The sequence below is a fragment of the uncultured Anaerofustis sp. genome (assembly GCF_938029165.1).
GTDB lineage: Bacteria > Bacillota > Clostridia > Eubacteriales > Anaerofustaceae > Anaerofustis.
Genome location: NZ_CALHFB010000039.1, coordinates 376,355 through 393,112, shown reverse-complemented (window position 1 = coordinate 393,112; position 16,758 = coordinate 376,355). Strand labels below are relative to the sequence as shown.

The window sequence follows — 16,758 nt, the reverse complement described above, 5'->3', positions numbered from 1 at the left end:
TTAACTTATTTTATTTGTTTTTTACTTTAAAACAGATATGTTAAGATGTATAATTAATGGGAATGATATTTTTATTGGACAATAAATTTTATTAATATAAGGAGATATTATGAAAGCAACGATACTTTGTATAGGTGATGAAGTTTTATGCGGAGATGTTTTGAATTCAAACGGAACTTTTTTTGCAAAAGAACTTACAGAAATAGGAATAGAAGTTGTAAAGCATGTAGTAGTAAGTGATGATGAAGATATGGTAGAAGGTGCATTTAACGATGCGGTGAATATAAGTGATTTGATTATAACTACCGGAGGACTTGGTCCTACACTTGACGATATGACAAAAGAGGCAATAGCCAAAGTCACCGGAAGACCGCTTGAAGAAAATGCAGAAGCCAGACATCATGTTGAGACATATTTCAAAAATAAAGAAAAAGATTTTGTTCTTACTCCAAATAATTTTAGGCAGGCACTATTCCCAAAAGGAGCAAAGATACTTAGTAATGACAGGGGAACAGCCCCCGGTGCACTTCTTGAAATAGATGACAAGATGATCATAATGCTTCCCGGACCTCCAAGGGAAAATACTTATATGTACAACAAGCATATCAAAGAATATTTAATGAATAAATTAAATAAATTCTTTGCTGTAAAGGACTATATGACAGCGGGTATAGGAGAGTCTGAAATTGAGTACAGAATGAGAGATCTGCTTCCTGATCTTGAGGGGGTAAATGTAAATACATATTTTAATGACAGCGGTGTTAAAGTCAAAGCGGTATCCAAGGCTGATAATCTAAAACATGCCATTGAAAATTTGGATAAAATAGATGATATTATAATGAAAAATTTTAAAGAATATATCTATTCCGTTAAAGGAGAAACACTTCCTCAAAAATTTGTTAATATACTTAAAAGTATGGGACTCACATTCTCATGTGCAGAGTCCTGTACAGGCGGACTTCTTGCCAGTTATTTAACAGAGATACCCGGAGTAAGCGAAGTATTTATGGGCAGTGCCGTTACTTATACAAATGAAATCAAACACTCTCTTCTCGGTGTTAAAAATGAAACATTGGAGAAATACGGTGCAGTTAGTTCTCAGTGTGTGGAAGAGATGGCTCTCGGCTGTGCTGAAAGGTTTAATTCGGATGTTGCTATATCAATAAGCGGAATTGCGGGCCCCGGCGGCGGTACTCCCGAAAAGCCTGTTGGAACTGTTTATATGGGATTTTATTATAAAGGACAAGTTTCTTCAACTAAATATAATATAACCGGAGAAAGAAAAAGAGTTCAGACACGAAGTGCATATTATTCGATAAATAATATGTTAAAAATAATGCAATAAATTGTTGACTAATCTCTAAACTAAATGTATAATTGAATAAGAACAAATGTTTGAAAGGAAGTCAAAATAATGAATCCAGATAAAGAAAAAGCTCTAGAGCTAGCAATGAGAAATATAGAAAGCAACTTCGGAAAAGGTGCGGTAATGAAATTAGGCGATAAACCTACCGTTACCATAGATGCTATTTCAACATCATCTATTTCCCTTGATGCTGCCCTTGGTGTAGGGGGACTTCCAAGAGGAAGAATAATCGAAGTATATGGTCCCGAGTCTTCAGGTAAGACGACTGTTGCATTACATGTTGTTGCGGAAGCACAAAAGGCAGGCGGTGTTGCGGCTTTTATTGATGCTGAACATGCTCTTGATCCTATTTATGCGGAAGCTTTGGGTGTTAATATAGATGAACTTATAGTATCTCAGCCGGATACCGGTGAACAGGCTTTGGAAATCACTGAAGCTCTTGTAAGAAGTGCTGCGGTAGATGTTGTCGTAATCGACTCTGTAGCAGCTCTCGTTCCAAAAGCGGAAATCGAAGGGGATATGGGGGACAGTCATGTGGGGCTTCAGGCAAGGCTTATGTCTCAGGCCCTTAGAAAACTGGCAGGAGCCATAAATAAATCAAATACTACGGCAGTTTTTATCAATCAGCTTAGAGAAAAAGTAGGGATTATGTTTGGTAATCCGGAAGTTACTCCGGGAGGCAGAGCATTAAAATTCTATTCTTCTGTAAGGCTTGAAGTAAGAAGGATCGATTCTATCAAGAACGGTCAGGATATAATAGGTAACAGAACTAAAGTCAAGGTAGTTAAAAATAAAGTGGCGCCTCCTTTTAAAATCGCCGAATTTGATATCATGTACGGTAAAGGTATTTCAAGAGAAGGTGATATAGTGGATATGGCCGCTAAATATGGAATTATCAAAAAAGCCGGTGCTTGGTATTCTTATAATGATGAAAAAATTGGACAGGGAAGAGATAAAGCAAAACAATTTCTTGCCGATAATCCGGAAATTGCCGAACATATAGAAAAGCTGGTATTGGATGAAGTTTTGGGCAGAAATAAAGAAGAAGAGCCTGAAGCTGCTGATACTGTAAAATCCGAAGAATAAAAAATAAAAAGAACAGCGAAAACTGTTCTTTTTATTTTTTATTCTAATTATTGTAAGTAATGTTTGTTCTTCCTACTCATATAATTTATCGGATAACGTTGCGCACATAACCGCTTTTATTGTATGAGCTCTGTTCTCTGCCTCATCGAATACTTTTGAATGTTTGCTTCTAAATACCTCGTCTGTTACTTCCATTTCTTTAAGACCATATTTTTCGTAAACATCTCTTCCTACTTCGGTATTTAAATCATGGAACGATGGCAAACAGTGAAGGAATATAACATTTTCGTTGCCTGTCTTTTTAAGCATTTCCATGTTTACTTGATAATCTTTTAAAAGTTCAATTCTTTCCGCAAATTTGTCTTCTTCTCCCATTGAAACCCATATGTCTGTATATATGGCATCACTGTCTTTAACCGCTTTATCAATATCATCGGTAATTAAAATCGTGCTGCCGTTTTCTTTTGCTATTATTTCCATTTCTTTAACCAGATTTTCATCAGGCCAAAGTGATTTTGGTGCCGCCGCCGCGAAATTGATACCAAGTTTTGCACATCCAATCAATAATGAGTTTGAAACATTGTTTCTTGCATCTCCGACATAGGTAAGTTTCATATCATTATTATTATCTTTATTTATATGTTCATACATTGTTAAAACGTCTGCCAATAGTTGTGTCGGATGATATAAATCCGTAAGTCCGTTCCACACGGGTACACCTGAGTATTTTGCTAAATCTTCAACGGTTTCCTGTTTGAATCCTCTAAATTCAATACCATCAAACATTCTTCCGAGAACATTTGCGGTATCCTCAAGAGATTCTTTCTTACCCATTTGAGAGTTTGTTAGGAATGTTACATGTGCACCTTCATCGTAAGCAGCCGTTTCGAATGCACATCTTGTTCTTGTGGAAGTTTTTTCAAACAATAAAACAATATTTTTGCCTTCCAGCAAGTCTCCTTTTTTTCCTCTTTTTTTCTTGGCTTTTAGTTCTTTTGCCAAATCCAGTAAATATTTTATTTCCTCAGTTGTATAATCTTTGAGTGTTAAAAAACTTCTTCCTTTTAAATTTATGCTCATTTATTCCTCCTAAAAATCTATATCTTCTCTTACCAAAGGCATGCTCATACATCTTGGACCGCCTCTTCCTCTAACTAATTCGCTTCCTTCTATAGAAAGTACTTTAATGCCGTTCCTGTCTAAAATTTCATTGGATATTTCGTTTCTGTTATATGTTATGACCACTCCCGGTGAAATAGCCAATGTATTTGTACTGTCATTCCATTGTTCCCTTGCCGAAATCACACTGCTGCTCCCTCCGCTTTTGATGAGTTTTACACTTGGAAGATTAAGTGCTTTTGCAAGTGCAGTTTTTAAATTCTCTTCGGCTTCGTATCTAAGTGAAGATTTTCCGCCTGATGTAATGGTGATGACTTCTATATCATTTAAAATATTAGGGAATATTACAAACTTATCGCAGTCTACCATTGTAAATACAGTATCAAGATGCATAAAAGCTCTTTCATGAGGTATTTTAACCGCTAAAACTTTTTTTACTCCGCTGTTTGAGTTTAATAAGTTAGAAGCGAGTTTATCTATCCCCTCTAAAGATGTTCTCTCGGAAAATCCGATTAGTACACATTCTTTGCTTAGTATAAGTACATCTCCGCCTTCCAAACTCATTTTTTCTTGTTTATTATCGAAGTAAACAGGTACACCTGAAAAGTCGGGATGGTATTTATATATCAGTCTTACAATCAGACTTTCTCTCCTTCTTATAGGTGTTTTCATCCTGCTGAGTGCAACGCCGTTTTTAATCACTACACCTACATCTCTCATGAAATAAAGATTTGGTATAGGTTTAAAATAGTAAGGATATTTATCCTGCATATAATCGGATAATGTCACTCTGCTTGATTTGACTTCGCTTTCACTGAGTCCCGCTATTATACATCTTATAAGTTCTTTGTTGTCTAAACTTAATAAGAATTCTCTTAGTCCGTTTATTGTAATACTGTCATACTGCACTTCTTCCAGTGCTAATTCTACAAGTTCTTTTTTAGCTTCTGCGTTATTATTTATTACTTCCAGCAAGCAATCTGTTACATATAATACTTCGGTACCTGTTTCTTTTAAAACTTTAGCAAAACCGTCATGCTCTTTTCTCATTCTGCTCATCCAAGGAATATCATCGAATAATACTTCCTTCAAGTCATCGGGAGTAATCCTGTCAAGTTCAAAGCCCGGTCTATGAAGCAAAATCTTTTTTAGTTTTCCAATTTCACTGTTAATTGATAATTTATCCATAATAACCTACTTTTTTATAATTTTTTTGTTATAATTATTATAATGTGTTTTTGATATACACTTAGTGCATAATATCAAATTATATATTACCACATTATGCCTTTGTAGTAAAATAAATAAATGAAAAATATTATCATATAAAGGAGAAATTTAATGTTTCCAAAAATAAAAATCGACTTACACGGGATTAGCGAAAATACAAAAAGAGTATGTGATAAATGTAAAGACATTGGAATAAATGTGACTGCTATAACTAAAGTATTTCTAGCAGATGAAAATATAGCGGAATGCTTGGTTACTGGAGGAGCTACCGCTTTGGGAGATTCAAGAATAGAAAATCTTAAAAATTTAGGATGCTTTAATATGGAAAAGTGGCTGGTGAGGATCCCTATGGAGAGTGAAATCGAAGATGTTATAAAATATAGTGATGTGTCGCTTAACAGCGAGATAAAGACGATCAGACTTCTTAATAAAGAAGCGTACAAGCAAGGTACTACTCATAAGGTGATTTTGATGGCTGATCTCGGAGATTTAAGAGAGGGGTATTTCAGTACAGATGATTTGCTTAGTGATGTAGACAAAGTACTTCAAATGAAGAATATAGAGCTTTATGGGATAGGAACAAACCTTACCTGCTTTGGTGCCATTATTCCTCGCCCCGAAACATTACAAAAGTTAGTTAAAATAAAAGAAAGAATAGAAAACGATTTTGATATAGAATTAAAAGTAGTTTCCGGAGGCAACTCAAGCTCATATACTTTGGTTGATAGGGGCGAGATGATTGACGGTATCAATAATTTGAGGCTTGGTGAAGTCATACTCCTTGGTAATGAGACCAGCTACGGGACTCCTGTAGAGGGACTTCATCATGATAATTTTATTTTGGAAGCACAAATCGTTGAACTAAAAGAAAAGCCCTCGGTTCCTATAGGTGAAATCGGAATAGATGCTTTTGGGAATAAACCGGAATTTGTAAATAAGGGAACGATGAAAAGAGCAATAATTGCCGTTGGTAAGCAGGATGTAAGGATCGATGGGATGACTCCTGTTGACAGTAATATTGAAATCCTTGGTGCAAGCAGTGACCATACTATCCTCGATTTAACAAATGTGGATAAGATATATAAGTTAGGTGACACTGTTTCCTTTAAATTGGACTACGGGGCTACTCTTGCGGCAATGACGAGTAAATATGTTGAAAAAGAATATGTTGATATATAAAATAAAAAAGAACACATATGTGTTCTTTTTTTATATAAATTCGACCATAACTGTATTGGCAAAATCCAGGCCTTTATAAGTAAGTTTAAAATGATTGTTTTCTATCATTACTAAACCTTGCCTTTTGAGCTTTTCGATTTTATCATTATAAATATCAGTGAAGTTGATATTGAATTTTTTATTTATTTTTTCAATATCAATCCCTTTTATTTTTCTAAGTCCAAGCATGATATAATCTCCCAGGAGTTCTTCTTTGCTTAGTTTGTTTTCTTCATTTATGGGCAGTATATTATTATTTAAATCATTTATATATTCTTTAATATTTGATTTATTTGTTTTTCTTGTATTTTCATTAAATCCCGAAGCATTAATCCCAAAGCCTATATAATCTTCAAGGTCCCAGCAGCTCATATTGTGTTTGCTTTCATAGCCTTTTTGGGCAAAGTTTGAAATTTCATACTGTTCGTAATCGTATTCGCTTAATTTGTTTATGCAGTAGTGATACATTGTCCTGTCTAAATCATCATCAATAATGATATTATTTTTTTTATAATTATTATATAATTTTGTTCCTTTTTCAAGTATCAACGAATATGTAGATATATGGGTAGGATTAAGCATAATAACTTCTTCGAGACTGTCTATAAAATCTTTTAAAGTTTCATTGGGAAGTGAGAACATCAAATCTATGTTTATATTGTCAAACCCGGCATTTTTGCAAAGTTCATAAGAGGATAAGAATTTTTCAAAAGTGTGTATCCTTCCTATTTCCTTTAATGTATTGTTATTTGCGGATTGAAGTCCCATACTTATCCTGTTAAATCCCGCTATTTTATAATTTTCAAGCTTTTCTTCCGTTACACTTTCCGGATTTGCCTCAATAGTGATTTCCGCTTCTTTTTTTATGTTGAATTCACTTTTCAATATATCCATTATATCAGTTATGTATTTGCTGTCCACATAACTTGGGGTACCGCCGCCAAAATAAACAGTAGAGATATCTCTACTGTTTATTTCATTTTTTCTTAGGATTATTTCTTTTTTTAGTGCCTTATAATATTCATTTATAAAATCTTCATTATTTGAAAATGATGCAAAATCACAATAATAACATTTGTGTTTGCAAAAAGGTGTATGAACGTATACAGATATATTATTCATCTAGTTTTAATACTGCTGTAAATGCTTCCTGAGGTACTTCTACTTTGCCTACTTGACGCATTTTCTTTTTCCCTTCTTTTTGTTTTTCAAGAAGTTTTTTCTTTCTTGTTATATCACCGCCATAACATTTAGAAAGTACATCTTTTCTAAGTGCTCTTACGGTTTCTCTTGCAATGACTTTTCCTCCTATTGCAGCTTGAATAGGTATTTCAAACATCTGTCTTGGGATTTCTTCCTTTAATTTTTTAACTATTTGTCTTCCTCTCGTCTGTGCTTTGTCTCTATGAACAATAAAGGACAATGCGTCGACTATTTCCCCGTTGAGTAATATATCCAGCTTCACAAGGTCTGCTTTTCTGTAATCCAGTAGTTCATAGTCTAGTGAAGCATAACCTTTTGTCCTCGATTTTAAAGTATCAAAGAAATCATATATTATCTCATTCAACGGCATTTCATATTTTAGGTTTACTCTGTTTTCATCTATATAATCCATGGTTTTATATATTCCCCTTTTGCCTTGGCATATTTCCATGACAGCCCCGACATAATCACTGGGAAGCATTATATTTGCGTCAACGAAAGGTTCTTCCATAAAACTGATTTCCGGGATAGGAGGCAGATTGGTAGGGTTGTCTACTTTTAATTTGCTTCCGTCGGTCTTTGTGACATTGTAAATAACGCTTGGAGTAGTCGTCACTATATCTAAATTATATTCTCTGTCGATTCTTTGCTGGGTCACTTCTAAATGAAGCAGTCCTAAAAATCCGCATCTGAAACCAAATCCCAATGCAACAGAAGTTTCCGGTTCATATAATAACGAAGCGTCGTTTAACTTCAGTTTTCCGAGTGCTTCTTTTAAATCTTCGTATTTACTTCCGTCAGCCGGATAAATTCCGCAGTACACCATAGGAGTGATACTTTTATATCCAGGCAGAGGTTCTTTTGCAGGATTTTCTTCATTCATTATTGTATCGCCGACTCTTGTATCCGCAACATTTTTAATACTCGCGCATATATAACCTACATCTCCGCTTTCAAGCTTATCAGTAGGGGTAAGAGTACTTGTAAATATACCCACTTCTTCCACTTCAAAAGTTTTTCCCGTCGCATAGAATTTTATTTTTGTACCCTTTTTTATTTCTCCGTCTACTATTCTTGTACTTATTACAACACCTTTGTATTGGTCGTAATAAGAATCGAAAATAAGTCCCCTTAATGGTTCTTTGTTTTTCTCTTTAGGAGGTGGAACATCTCTTACTATTGCTTCCAATACATCATCGATATTTAAACCTTCTTTTGCGGAAATAAGAGGAGCTTCGTCTGCGGGAAGACCTATATAATCTTCGATTTCTCTTCTTGCCATTTCCGGATCTGCACTGGGAAGGTCAATTTTATTTATTACCGGGATTATTTCCAAATCATTTTCCAACGCCAAATATACATTTGCCATTGTCTGCGCTTGGATGCCCTGAGTTGCATCAACTATTAATATTGCACCTTCGCATGCTGCAAGGGAACGTGAAACTTCATAAGTAAAATCCACATGTCCGGGAGTATCGATCAAATTTAAATAATACTCTTCTCCGTCCTTTGCATGATATACAAGTCTGACAGCCTGAAGTTTAATGGTTATCCCTCTTTCTTGTTCAAGGTCCATTTTGTCCAAGACTTGGCTTGTCATTTCTCTTTTTGAAATGAGTCCTGTTTTTTCTATTAATCTGTCGGCTAAAGTTGATTTGCCGTGATCTATATGAGCTATTATACAAAAATTTCTGGTTCTTTCTTGTTTTGTTTTCATTCTTCACCTTTTAAAATAATAATGTTAATAAATTTTACCACAAATTTATCATAAGTAAAAGTATCATAAAATAAAATACGATTTATTTTTTATTAATTAACTAAATGTTAAATTTTTATTGGTATCATAAGTTTTAATTATATTATTTGGTATTTTTATTATTTTCTTTTAAATTTTGCTCTAATTTAATATTTATATATTTAGTTATTTATAATAGGGTATTTAAATATCTGAAAGAATTAGTATAAATAATAGATTTTTATTTTGAACGTTAACTTTATATCCGGATATCCTTAAGTTTAAAAGTTTTTAGAGTACATAGTTTGGATATATATTTTTAAAGCGTACTTTAATAAGTTATAATTTGAATATTAGGTTCGAAGTACAACAATTTTAAGATAATTGTTGTTTAAAAGCGTACATGGTATAATTAAAAATATAAAAAAACTTTTCAAGGAGGATTATCGTGAGATATATAGTTGATGATAAAAATTTAGATGCAGAAATATTTATCTCTTTTGCAGGTAAAGTTTGGAAGGGAGAATACGATATTGAAAAAACGAAAAAGGCACTAAATAAAACTATCAATATCACCGCATATGAAGATAATAAACTTATTGGATGTATCAGGATATTATCTGACGGTTATTACTTTGGTACGATAACGGAATTATTAGTTTTACCGGAGTTTCAAAATAAGGGTATCGGAAGCAAATTGCTAAACCTTGCAAAAGAAAATTCTCCTACGATGTTGTATTTTGGTGCAAAACCCGGAGTAGAAGAGTTTTATGAGAAGAATGGGTGTGAAAAGGGAATGCAGGCATATATAATTAATAAGTAGTAATTTTAGACATAGATATGTTTAGTTAAATATAAAAATTGTAAATAAATATTATTTGTTTAAATAAAAAGGAATTATAAAAATATAATATTATGTTATATTTATCATTCTTTAATAAAGGGAAAAAGTCTTATTATATGGTTTTATAAGTAGAGAAAGATTATTTAAGTGATAATAATGATTATTTATATATTATTACTGAAAAGGAAATATTAATGTTGCTTATATAAGTAATAGATTACATCTATATTAAGATATTATATAGAATAATTATTTAAATTATTTATTTTCTAAGAATTATGAAAATATTGAAGTTTTTATTAATCAAATATAATATGTTTTACATATTAATTATCTATAGTTGAGTTTAATTGACTTTTATTTTTTCTTATGATAAGGTTTACTTGACGGCATTATGAAACATATCAATAAGTATTAAAACCTTATTTAATGGGATTTTAGATAAATAATTCAGAGCGTAAAATGATTAAGTTCATTTAATAAATTTATAGGAGGTAAAATAATGGGCTTTCATAAAGAAAATAATTTTAACTGGGAAGGTATAGAGAAAGTAGATTATAAGACTGCTTCTACAGACGGACCTATAAGTTTCAATAAGACAGACAGGCATACATTGGTAGGTGACGGACAAAATACTTCTTTTCATACCAGATATTTTGAATGTGACGGAGGAGGGTATTCTTCTCTTGAAAAACATGCGCATGTCCATGTTGTAATTGCGGCAAGAGGAAATGGTGTTGTTATAGTCGATGATAAAGTTTATGAAGTAAAACCTCACGATCTGATTGTTATTCCCCCTTGGGCAAAACATCAGCTTGTAAATGCTTCCGAAACAGAGCCCTTTGGTTTTTTCTGCATAGTAGATGCCGACAGAGATAGATTTCAAACTCTTACTAGAGAAGAAGTGGCGGATATGAAGAAAAATGAAAAAGTTGCAAATGCAATCAGAGTCCATGAAAAATACTGGGGTTAAGATATGGCTGTTTTAAAGTATAGCATAAAAGCAGAAAATGAAGGATATGCCAAGACCAGAGTTAAAGCTAGAAACTTCGAATTTATTATTGACGAACCTAAAAACGCCGGAGGAGAAGACGCTGGTCCCACACCTGTGGAATATTTAATAGGTGCTTTGGCAGGATGTCTTGGAGTGGTATGCAATAAAGTTGCAAAAGAAATGGATATTAAAATAAACTCTCTTAATATTGATATAGAAGGTGATCTTGATACTGACAAGTTTGCGGGTAAAGATACTGATAAAAGGAGCGGATATAGGGAAATCAGAGTGAATATAATCGCAGATGTCGATGCAGACAGTGTTAAGAAATATCAGTGGATAAAAGCAGTAAAAGAAAGGTGTCCGGTGAGTGATAATATCTCTAATCAAACTCCTGTTAAAATCAAACTTTCATAAATAGATGTATATGATTTTAAAGTATTAACCAAATACAATAATAAGCTAAATGAGTATTTTTAATCAATAATTTCTGAATTTATGTTTATTAAACTAAAAATTATTAAAAAATTAAAAAAACATTTGCAATATAGAAAAAAAAATAGTATACTTATTAGGCTACGAATATAGTGAAGAATATAAAATTATTTTTTTATATAATAATTTGTCAAAAGGGGTGAAAGAGATGAAAGAAGCAATACATCCAAAATATGGTAAATGCAAAGTAACTTGCGCTTGTGGGAATACTTTTGAAACAGGTTCTGTAAAAGACGAAATTCGTGTTGAAATTTGTTCAAAATGTCATCCATTCTATACTGGTAAACAAAAACTTGTTGATACAGGCGGTAGAGTTGATAGATTTAAGAAAAGATATAATATGGACTAAATATAATATAGAAGGAGGCATTATTTTATGAAAAGAACGTTTCAGCCAAATAATCATAAAAGAAAGAAAAATCATGGTTTCAGAAGCAGAATGTCTACTCCAGGCGGAAAAAATGTAATCAGAAACAGAAGAAAAAAAGGTAGAAAACAATTATCTGCTTAGATATTAACTGCTAGGGCTACTTAATGTAGCCTTTTTTTATATATGATAGGATCAAATCATGCAAAGATTAAAAAACAGTATTGATTTTAAAAAAGTTTACAATAATAAAAAATCCATTGCAAACAGGCATTTGGTGTTTTATACTTTAAAAACCGAAGGTGAAAGCAGGATTGGTTTCTCGATTAGTAAAAAAATCGGCAATGCGGTAAAAAGAAATAAAATAAAAAGGCGTCTTAGAGAAATTTCTAGGTTAAATGCATACCAAATAAAGGACGGCTATGATATAATATGCATTGTCAGAGTTTATGCTAAGGATATTGACTATAATACCTTGAACAATTCTTTTTTACATTTGGTAAAAAAATCCGGACTGATTTTGGGAGATGAGTATAAAAATGACAAAGATAATGACCGGAATAGTTAAATTCTATCAAAAGAATTTATCCGGACTTAAAAGACCTTGTTGTAAGTATATTCCAACGTGTTCAAATTATGCACTTGAGGCTTATGAAAAACATGGTTTTATAAAAGGCACTATTTTAAGTGTCTATCGAATTCTTAGGTGTAACCCTTTTTCAAAGGGGGGCTATGACCCTGTTCCCGAGAAATTTCTATAGGAGGAAAAAAGGAAAGTATGTCGTATTTATATATGCTATTTGGTAAAGTATTGCTTTTTATCTATAATTTCGTCGGAAGTTATGGATTATCGATTATTCTTTTCGCTTTATTCGCGAAATTGATACTTTTACCGATATCATACAAACAAATCAAATCAACACAAATTATGAAAGTAATCAATCCTGAAGTACAAAAGGTTCAGGAAAAGTATAAGAATGATAAGGCGAAACAAGGGGAGGAAATGTGGAAGGTATATGAGAAATACCACTACAATCCTATGAGCGGATGTCTTCCGTTATTCCTTCAGTTTCCGATTATCATCGGTTTATTTGGGGTAATCAGACAACCTGAAGCTTATGTTTTTATTGATGGGATGAAACATGTGTCCATGTCATTTTTATGGATAAAAGATATAAGTGTTTCTGCACTGGATATTGCAAAAACGAATGGATTTGCACTTCCTACGTTTCTTGCTATGATTATTCCGCTTATAAATGTCGTTGCTACATATATACAACAAAAGCAGGCAACTGCAAACCAAGCTGCCGATATGGGAGCAAGTATGCAGATGATGAATAATATGATGACATTAATGATCGGCTGGATGTCACTTACATTTCCGGGAGCTTTATCAATTTATTGGGCATCTACTACTATTCTTGGAATATTGCAAACGGAGATTATGTATAAATTTATGCCGGTTACTGCTGAATCGCTGCATGTTAAACCAGTGAGTAATTATACGGAGGTACCAAGTGGAAAAAAGAAGAAAAAGCGTAATAGGAAAAGGTAAGACTATAGAAGAAGCTGTTAGCGATGCTTTAAATAAGATAGGAGCTAAAAGCGAAGATGTAACTACTAAAGTACTCGAAGTACCTACTTCCGGATTTATGGGTATAGGTGCAAAAGGTGCCAAGGTAGAAGTTACTTTAATAGATAAATCAGATGAAATTGCAAAAGACTTCTTAAAAGACGTATTAAAGACCATGGGTATTGACGCTTTGATTTCTGTGGATTTCGATGAAGAAAGTAATAATATGTTCATTAAATTAGATCTTGATAACATGGGGATTTTGATCGGTAAACATGGACAGACATTAGATTCACTTCAGTATTTGACAAGTCTTGTTGTAAATAAAAGTTCTGAAGAATATATAAGAGTTATTTTAGATATAAATAACTACAGAGAAAAAAGAAAGACTACTTTGGAAAATCTTGCTGACAAGCTTGCAGATAAAGCTATCAGAAGAAGAGAAAATGTAGAACTTGAACCTATGAACCCTTATGAAAGAAGGATTATTCATTCTTATCTGCAGGGAAGAGAAGATATAACCACTTATTCTGTGGATGAAGGTATAAATAGGCATTTGATAATAGAATACAAAGGTTAATTAGAATGCTGCTTTAAGCAGCATTTTTTATTTTATCCAAAAATATTTATTCTCATGTTATCTATAAATTTAGTCCTATAAAATAGTACTGTCAAATTATGATAACTGTATTGAAAACTATTTATATTATATGTATAATCATGTATAATTCTGCCAGAAAAGTAAAGAGGCTCTGCATGAGTAATAAATTATATTTAAATAAAATACTGACCATATCATCTTCAAATAAAATTGATTATTTATATGATGAAGTTTTTTTTGTTAATTATTTTATTTTGAGACTAAAAAATTATAATATGGCTGATAAGGTGGTAATTGAAAAGTATAATAAAAACGGAGACGATGAAAATTTATATTCATATTTTATTATAAGTAAAAAGGATAATAAAAAATTATATCCCCGATATATAATCATCATTGACAGGAATGGCAGAGGTGAGGTGCACGTATACGAAGATACATTTTTTATGCATGATGATAAATTGTGTGATAGTATTTCTCTTTACCGAACAATAATGAAAAAAGTATTTGAAATATTTTTTAGAAAGAAGATAAAAGGAGTATAAATCATTATTTATACTCCTTTATATTATTTAATTTTTTTTGTACATATATTTATGAAGTCTTTATTGTTCCTTGTCTTTTTCATTAAATTAATTACTCTTTCCGATAAATCAAGACTATCGAGAGAATTTCTTCTGAGCATATTTGCACAGTTTAATTCTTCTTCATTTAAAAGCAGATCCTCTCTTCTTGCTCCCGATTTTATTATGTCTATTGCAGGGAATACTCTTCTTCTGGCTAAACCTCTGTCGAGTATCAGTTCCATATTACCTGTTCCTTTAAACTCTTCAAATATAACATCGTCCATTCTGCTTCCCGTATCGACAAGTGCAGTTGCCAATATCGTTAGACTTCCTCCATCTTCGATATTTCTTGCTGCACCGAAAAACTTTTTAGGATAATATAGACTTTCCGGATCCAATCCTCCCGATAAGGTTCTTCCGGAAGATGGTACGACTAAATTGTTTGCCCTTGTAAATCTAGTTATGCTGTCCATAAGTATTACTACATCTTCACCGACTTCAACGAGCCTTTTTGCTCTGTCTAAGACCATTTCAGCTGCTTTAATATGATTAGCCGGATTTTGGTCAAATGTAGAATAAACAACATCAGAATCAATGCTTCTTTGTATATCTGTAACTTCTTCAGGTCTTTCATCTATGAGGAGTACAATCAAGTGTATTTTAGGATGGTTTTTCCTTATTGCCTTTGCAATTTGTTTTAACAGGATTGTTTTACCTACTTTTGGAGCTGCTACGATAAGCCCCCTTTGTCCTTTCCCAACGGGAGAGAATACATCTATAAGTCTTGTAGAAATTATATTATTTTCTGTTTCTAAGGTTATTCTATCATTTGGAAATATAGGGACCAGTCTTTCAAAATCTGTTCTACCGACGATAGTTTCCGGGTCTTTGCCGTTTACCTTTTCTACATATAAAAGAGCGTCGAATTTTTCGCCTTCGGAAGAAAGTCTAATTTTTCCTTTTACCAAGTCTCCCGCTTTAAGCTTATATTTCCTGATATGCTGAGGAGCCACGTATATATCATTATCTCCCTGCAGATAGTTATTGGTTCTTAAAAAACCATATCCATCTGAGAGAATATCCAAAACACCTTCATGTGATTCGGAGTATAGGGTCATATCTTTTTCATCGTTTTTTTGAAGCTTCCTTTTTTCTTCTTTTAATATATCACTTGTTTTTCTTCCGTTGACACCTTCCAAGAATAACATAGCGTAATATTTTTCGCCTTCTTTTGGCGGACGAACTTTTCCCGATAAAATATCTCCGCTTTTTATTTTAAACCTTTGAACCTGGCTTGCCGCAACGTAAACTGCGTCTTCCGGTTTTTTCATGTCTTTTGGTCTTAGAAAACCAAATCCTTCCGGAAGGATCTGAACTTCTCCCTCCATGTTGAAACTGTTTGAAATAGGGTCTTTTAATTTGGAATATTTTTTTGTATTGTCATTGTCCTTTTCTAAGATAAGGTCAATAATTTCTGCTTTTTTAAGCCCGGTAGTTTTTTCTATACCAAGTTCTTTGGCTTTTTCTTTAAGTTCTGCGACTTTTAAATTGTTTAAGTCTTCAATATTCATTTGTTACCTCCGAGAAAATGAAACGAATAAAATCATTTAGATGTTTTAAAATAAAATAAATTGTTAAAGAGACTAAATTGAAATAATTCTACTTGATATTCTACTATGGTTAAAGGAATAAATCAATTAAAAGTAATTATTTTTTATTTATTTAATATAATATAAAAAAGACGGAGAATAAAAAAAATGTGGGTTGGAATAACATTTAATAAAATATTGTTTTATTTTGTATTTTTGGTTTTATTATACTTTATAACAAAGAAGTTTATTTTAAAAAGATAAATAGTCTAAAATTCTCGTTTTTTTATATAGTAAACTTTATTTAATAAATAAATGGTTAATATTCTAATGATATTTTAATCAAAAAAAGTGATTTTTTTCTTTTATCTTTCACATAAGAGACAAGAGACTGTCAATATACGGTTATATACTTAAGACTGTAAAACAGATAAGGTTTTACAAACAATTTCCCCTTTAATTTTAGAATGTTATGATTTTCTTTAAAATTAGGAAAAATAATCCTTTATAAGGAAGAAATAAATAACAAAGGAAGAAGACCGAAAGGTCTTTTTTCTTTTACTAAAATATTTTGTATATTATTATAATAAAAATGGAGAAAAGTTGTGTCTGAAACAGAATATGAATTTAAACTCCTAAAAGGATATATAAAGGAATAGGAAAATACATAAAAGAGATCCTATGAGAATGACTACCACAGGAGATGAGACCAATATAATGAAAGATCCCGGAGTTAAAAGTAATCCGGAATATATTTTATATTATAATCCAA

Annotated in this window: 18 protein-coding genes; 13 read left to right on the top strand and 5 right to left on the bottom strand. The window is 32.2% G+C overall.

The genetic code is table 11. The annotated features are described in order from the left end of the window. Positions 1-109: 109 nt before the first annotated feature. Both Q0516_RS06630 and recA read left to right on the top strand, forming a co-directional pair. Entirely contained in the window at positions 110-1,345 is a 1,236-nt protein-coding gene (locus Q0516_RS06630) for a competence/damage-inducible protein A (RefSeq protein WP_294464691.1), read from the top strand. Positions 1,346-1,414: 69 nt separating this feature from the next. Then, positions 1,415-2,452 (top strand): recombinase RecA, encoded by a 1,038-nt coding sequence (gene recA, locus Q0516_RS06625; RefSeq protein WP_294464688.1) that lies wholly within the window; start codon positions 1,415-1,417, stop codon positions 2,450-2,452. A gap of 72 nt (positions 2,453-2,524) precedes the next feature. Here the strand turns inward: recA and argF are convergent, their stop codons facing one another. Both argF and Q0516_RS06615 read right to left on the bottom strand, forming a co-directional pair. Beyond that, positions 2,525-3,532 carry an ornithine carbamoyltransferase gene (argF, locus tag Q0516_RS06620; RefSeq protein ID WP_257479650.1) on the bottom strand — a complete coding sequence of 336 codons (1,008 nt, stop codon included), beginning with the start codon at positions 3,530-3,532 and terminating at the stop codon, positions 2,525-2,527. Positions 3,533-3,541: 9 nt separating this feature from the next. Next, a complete protein-coding gene (locus Q0516_RS06615) occupies positions 3,542-4,759 on the bottom strand; it encodes an arginine deiminase (RefSeq protein ID WP_294464684.1) in 1,218 nt (405 codons plus the stop codon). A 153-nt stretch (positions 4,760-4,912) separates the two neighbouring features. Between Q0516_RS06615 and orr the strand changes: the two genes are divergently transcribed. Further along, complete coding sequence (orr, locus tag Q0516_RS06610) at positions 4,913-5,980, top strand: ornithine racemase Orr (protein WP_294464681.1); 1,068 nt, start codon at positions 4,913-4,915, stop codon at positions 5,978-5,980. Positions 5,981-6,010: 30 nt separating this feature from the next. Here the strand turns inward: orr and hemW are convergent, their stop codons facing one another. After that, positions 6,011-7,141 (bottom strand): radical SAM family heme chaperone HemW, encoded by a 1,131-nt coding sequence (hemW, locus tag Q0516_RS06605; RefSeq protein ID WP_294464679.1) that lies wholly within the window; start codon positions 7,139-7,141, stop codon positions 6,011-6,013. Beyond that, a complete protein-coding gene (gene lepA, locus Q0516_RS06600; RefSeq protein WP_294464676.1) occupies positions 7,134-8,939 on the bottom strand; it encodes a translation elongation factor 4 in 1,806 nt (601 codons plus the stop codon). Before lepA ends, hemW begins: the two co-directional genes overlap by 8 nt. A 466-nt stretch (positions 8,940-9,405) precedes the next feature. Here lepA and Q0516_RS06595 point away from each other — a divergent pair, with 466 nt between their 5' ends. The 10 genes from Q0516_RS06595 to Q0516_RS06550 all read left to right on the top strand — a co-directional run bounded on the left by Q0516_RS06595 (position 9,406) and on the right by Q0516_RS06550 (position 14,376). Then, positions 9,406-9,780: a GNAT family N-acetyltransferase gene (locus Q0516_RS06595; protein ID WP_294464671.1), complete on the top strand. Its 375-nt coding sequence runs from the start codon at positions 9,406-9,408 to the stop codon at positions 9,778-9,780. 523 nt (positions 9,781-10,303) lie between these two features. After that, entirely contained in the window at positions 10,304-10,774 is a 471-nt protein-coding gene (locus Q0516_RS06590; RefSeq protein WP_294464668.1) for a cupin domain-containing protein, read from the top strand. Between the two features lie 3 nt (positions 10,775-10,777). Further along, the gene (locus Q0516_RS06585; protein WP_294464665.1) at positions 10,778-11,212 is read left to right on the top strand and encodes an OsmC family protein; all 435 of its coding nucleotides are present in this window, start codon (positions 10,778-10,780) and stop codon (positions 11,210-11,212) included. A 226-nt stretch (positions 11,213-11,438) separates the two neighbouring features. Beyond that, on the top strand, positions 11,439-11,639 hold the full coding sequence (rpmE, locus tag Q0516_RS06580; protein ID WP_257479658.1) for a 50S ribosomal protein L31: 201 nt from the start codon (positions 11,439-11,441) through the stop codon (positions 11,637-11,639). Positions 11,640-11,666: 27 nt separating this feature from the next. Further along, complete coding sequence (rpmH, locus tag Q0516_RS06575; RefSeq protein ID WP_007050165.1) at positions 11,667-11,801, top strand: 50S ribosomal protein L34; 135 nt, start codon at positions 11,667-11,669, stop codon at positions 11,799-11,801. A gap of 58 nt (positions 11,802-11,859) precedes the next feature. Further along, on the top strand, positions 11,860-12,225 hold the full coding sequence (gene rnpA / locus Q0516_RS06570) for a ribonuclease P protein component (RefSeq protein WP_294464652.1): 366 nt from the start codon (positions 11,860-11,862) through the stop codon (positions 12,223-12,225). Beyond that, a complete protein-coding gene (gene yidD, locus Q0516_RS06565) occupies positions 12,197-12,418 on the top strand; it encodes a membrane protein insertion efficiency factor YidD (protein WP_257479661.1) in 222 nt (73 codons plus the stop codon). Before rnpA ends, yidD begins: the two co-directional genes overlap by 29 nt. Positions 12,419-12,435: 17 nt before the next feature. Then, the gene (locus Q0516_RS06560; protein ID WP_257479662.1) at positions 12,436-13,212 is read left to right on the top strand and encodes a YidC/Oxa1 family membrane protein insertase; all 777 of its coding nucleotides are present in this window, start codon (positions 12,436-12,438) and stop codon (positions 13,210-13,212) included. Then, positions 13,175-13,810 (top strand): RNA-binding cell elongation regulator Jag/EloR, encoded by a 636-nt coding sequence (gene jag, locus Q0516_RS06555; protein ID WP_257479663.1) that lies wholly within the window; start codon positions 13,175-13,177, stop codon positions 13,808-13,810. The genes Q0516_RS06560 and jag overlap by 38 nt, the downstream gene beginning before the upstream one ends. A 176-nt stretch (positions 13,811-13,986) precedes the next feature. Continuing rightward, a complete protein-coding gene (locus Q0516_RS06550) occupies positions 13,987-14,376 on the top strand; it encodes a hypothetical protein (protein ID WP_257479664.1) in 390 nt (129 codons plus the stop codon). Positions 14,377-14,399: 23 nt separating this feature from the next. Here the strand turns inward: Q0516_RS06550 and rho are convergent, their stop codons facing one another. Beyond that, positions 14,400-15,968: a transcription termination factor Rho gene (rho, locus tag Q0516_RS06545; protein ID WP_294464647.1), complete on the bottom strand. Its 1,569-nt coding sequence runs from the start codon at positions 15,966-15,968 to the stop codon at positions 14,400-14,402. Between the last annotated feature and the right edge of the window lie 790 nt (positions 15,969-16,758).

What these genes read in the sequence shown, in the direction of transcription:
- Q0516_RS06630 (WP_294464691.1), top strand. Translation starts at nt 110, where the DNA reads ATGAAAGCAACGATACTTTGTATAGGTGATGAAGTTTTATGCGGAGAT.
- recA (WP_294464688.1), top strand. Translation starts at nt 1,415, where the DNA reads ATGAATCCAGATAAAGAAAAAGCTCTAGAGCTAGCAATGAGAAATATA.
- argF (WP_257479650.1), bottom strand. Translation starts at nt 3,532, where the DNA reads ATGAGCATAAATTTAAAAGGAAGAAGTTTTTTAACACTCAAAGATTAT.
- Q0516_RS06615 (WP_294464684.1), bottom strand. Translation starts at nt 4,759, where the DNA reads ATGGATAAATTATCAATTAACAGTGAAATTGGAAAACTAAAAAAGATT.
- orr (WP_294464681.1), top strand. Translation starts at nt 4,913, where the DNA reads ATGTTTCCAAAAATAAAAATCGACTTACACGGGATTAGCGAAAATACA.
- hemW (WP_294464679.1), bottom strand. Translation starts at nt 7,141, where the DNA reads ATGAATAATATATCTGTATACGTTCATACACCTTTTTGCAAACACAAA.
- lepA (WP_294464676.1), bottom strand. Translation starts at nt 8,939, where the DNA reads ATGAAAACAAAACAAGAAAGAACCAGAAATTTTTGTATAATAGCTCAT.
- Q0516_RS06590 (WP_294464668.1), top strand. Translation starts at nt 10,304, where the DNA reads ATGGGCTTTCATAAAGAAAATAATTTTAACTGGGAAGGTATAGAGAAA.
- Q0516_RS06585 (WP_294464665.1), top strand. Translation starts at nt 10,778, where the DNA reads ATGGCTGTTTTAAAGTATAGCATAAAAGCAGAAAATGAAGGATATGCC.
- rpmE (WP_257479658.1), top strand. Translation starts at nt 11,439, where the DNA reads ATGAAAGAAGCAATACATCCAAAATATGGTAAATGCAAAGTAACTTGC.
- rpmH (WP_007050165.1), top strand. Translation starts at nt 11,667, where the DNA reads ATGAAAAGAACGTTTCAGCCAAATAATCATAAAAGAAAGAAAAATCAT.
- rnpA (WP_294464652.1), top strand. Translation starts at nt 11,860, where the DNA reads ATGCAAAGATTAAAAAACAGTATTGATTTTAAAAAAGTTTACAATAAT.
- yidD (WP_257479661.1), top strand. Translation starts at nt 12,197, where the DNA reads ATGACAAAGATAATGACCGGAATAGTTAAATTCTATCAAAAGAATTTA.
- Q0516_RS06560 (WP_257479662.1), top strand. Translation starts at nt 12,436, where the DNA reads ATGTCGTATTTATATATGCTATTTGGTAAAGTATTGCTTTTTATCTAT.
- Q0516_RS06550 (WP_257479664.1), top strand. Translation starts at nt 13,987, where the DNA reads ATGAGTAATAAATTATATTTAAATAAAATACTGACCATATCATCTTCA.
- rho (WP_294464647.1), bottom strand. Translation starts at nt 15,968, where the DNA reads ATGAATATTGAAGACTTAAACAATTTAAAAGTCGCAGAACTTAAAGAA.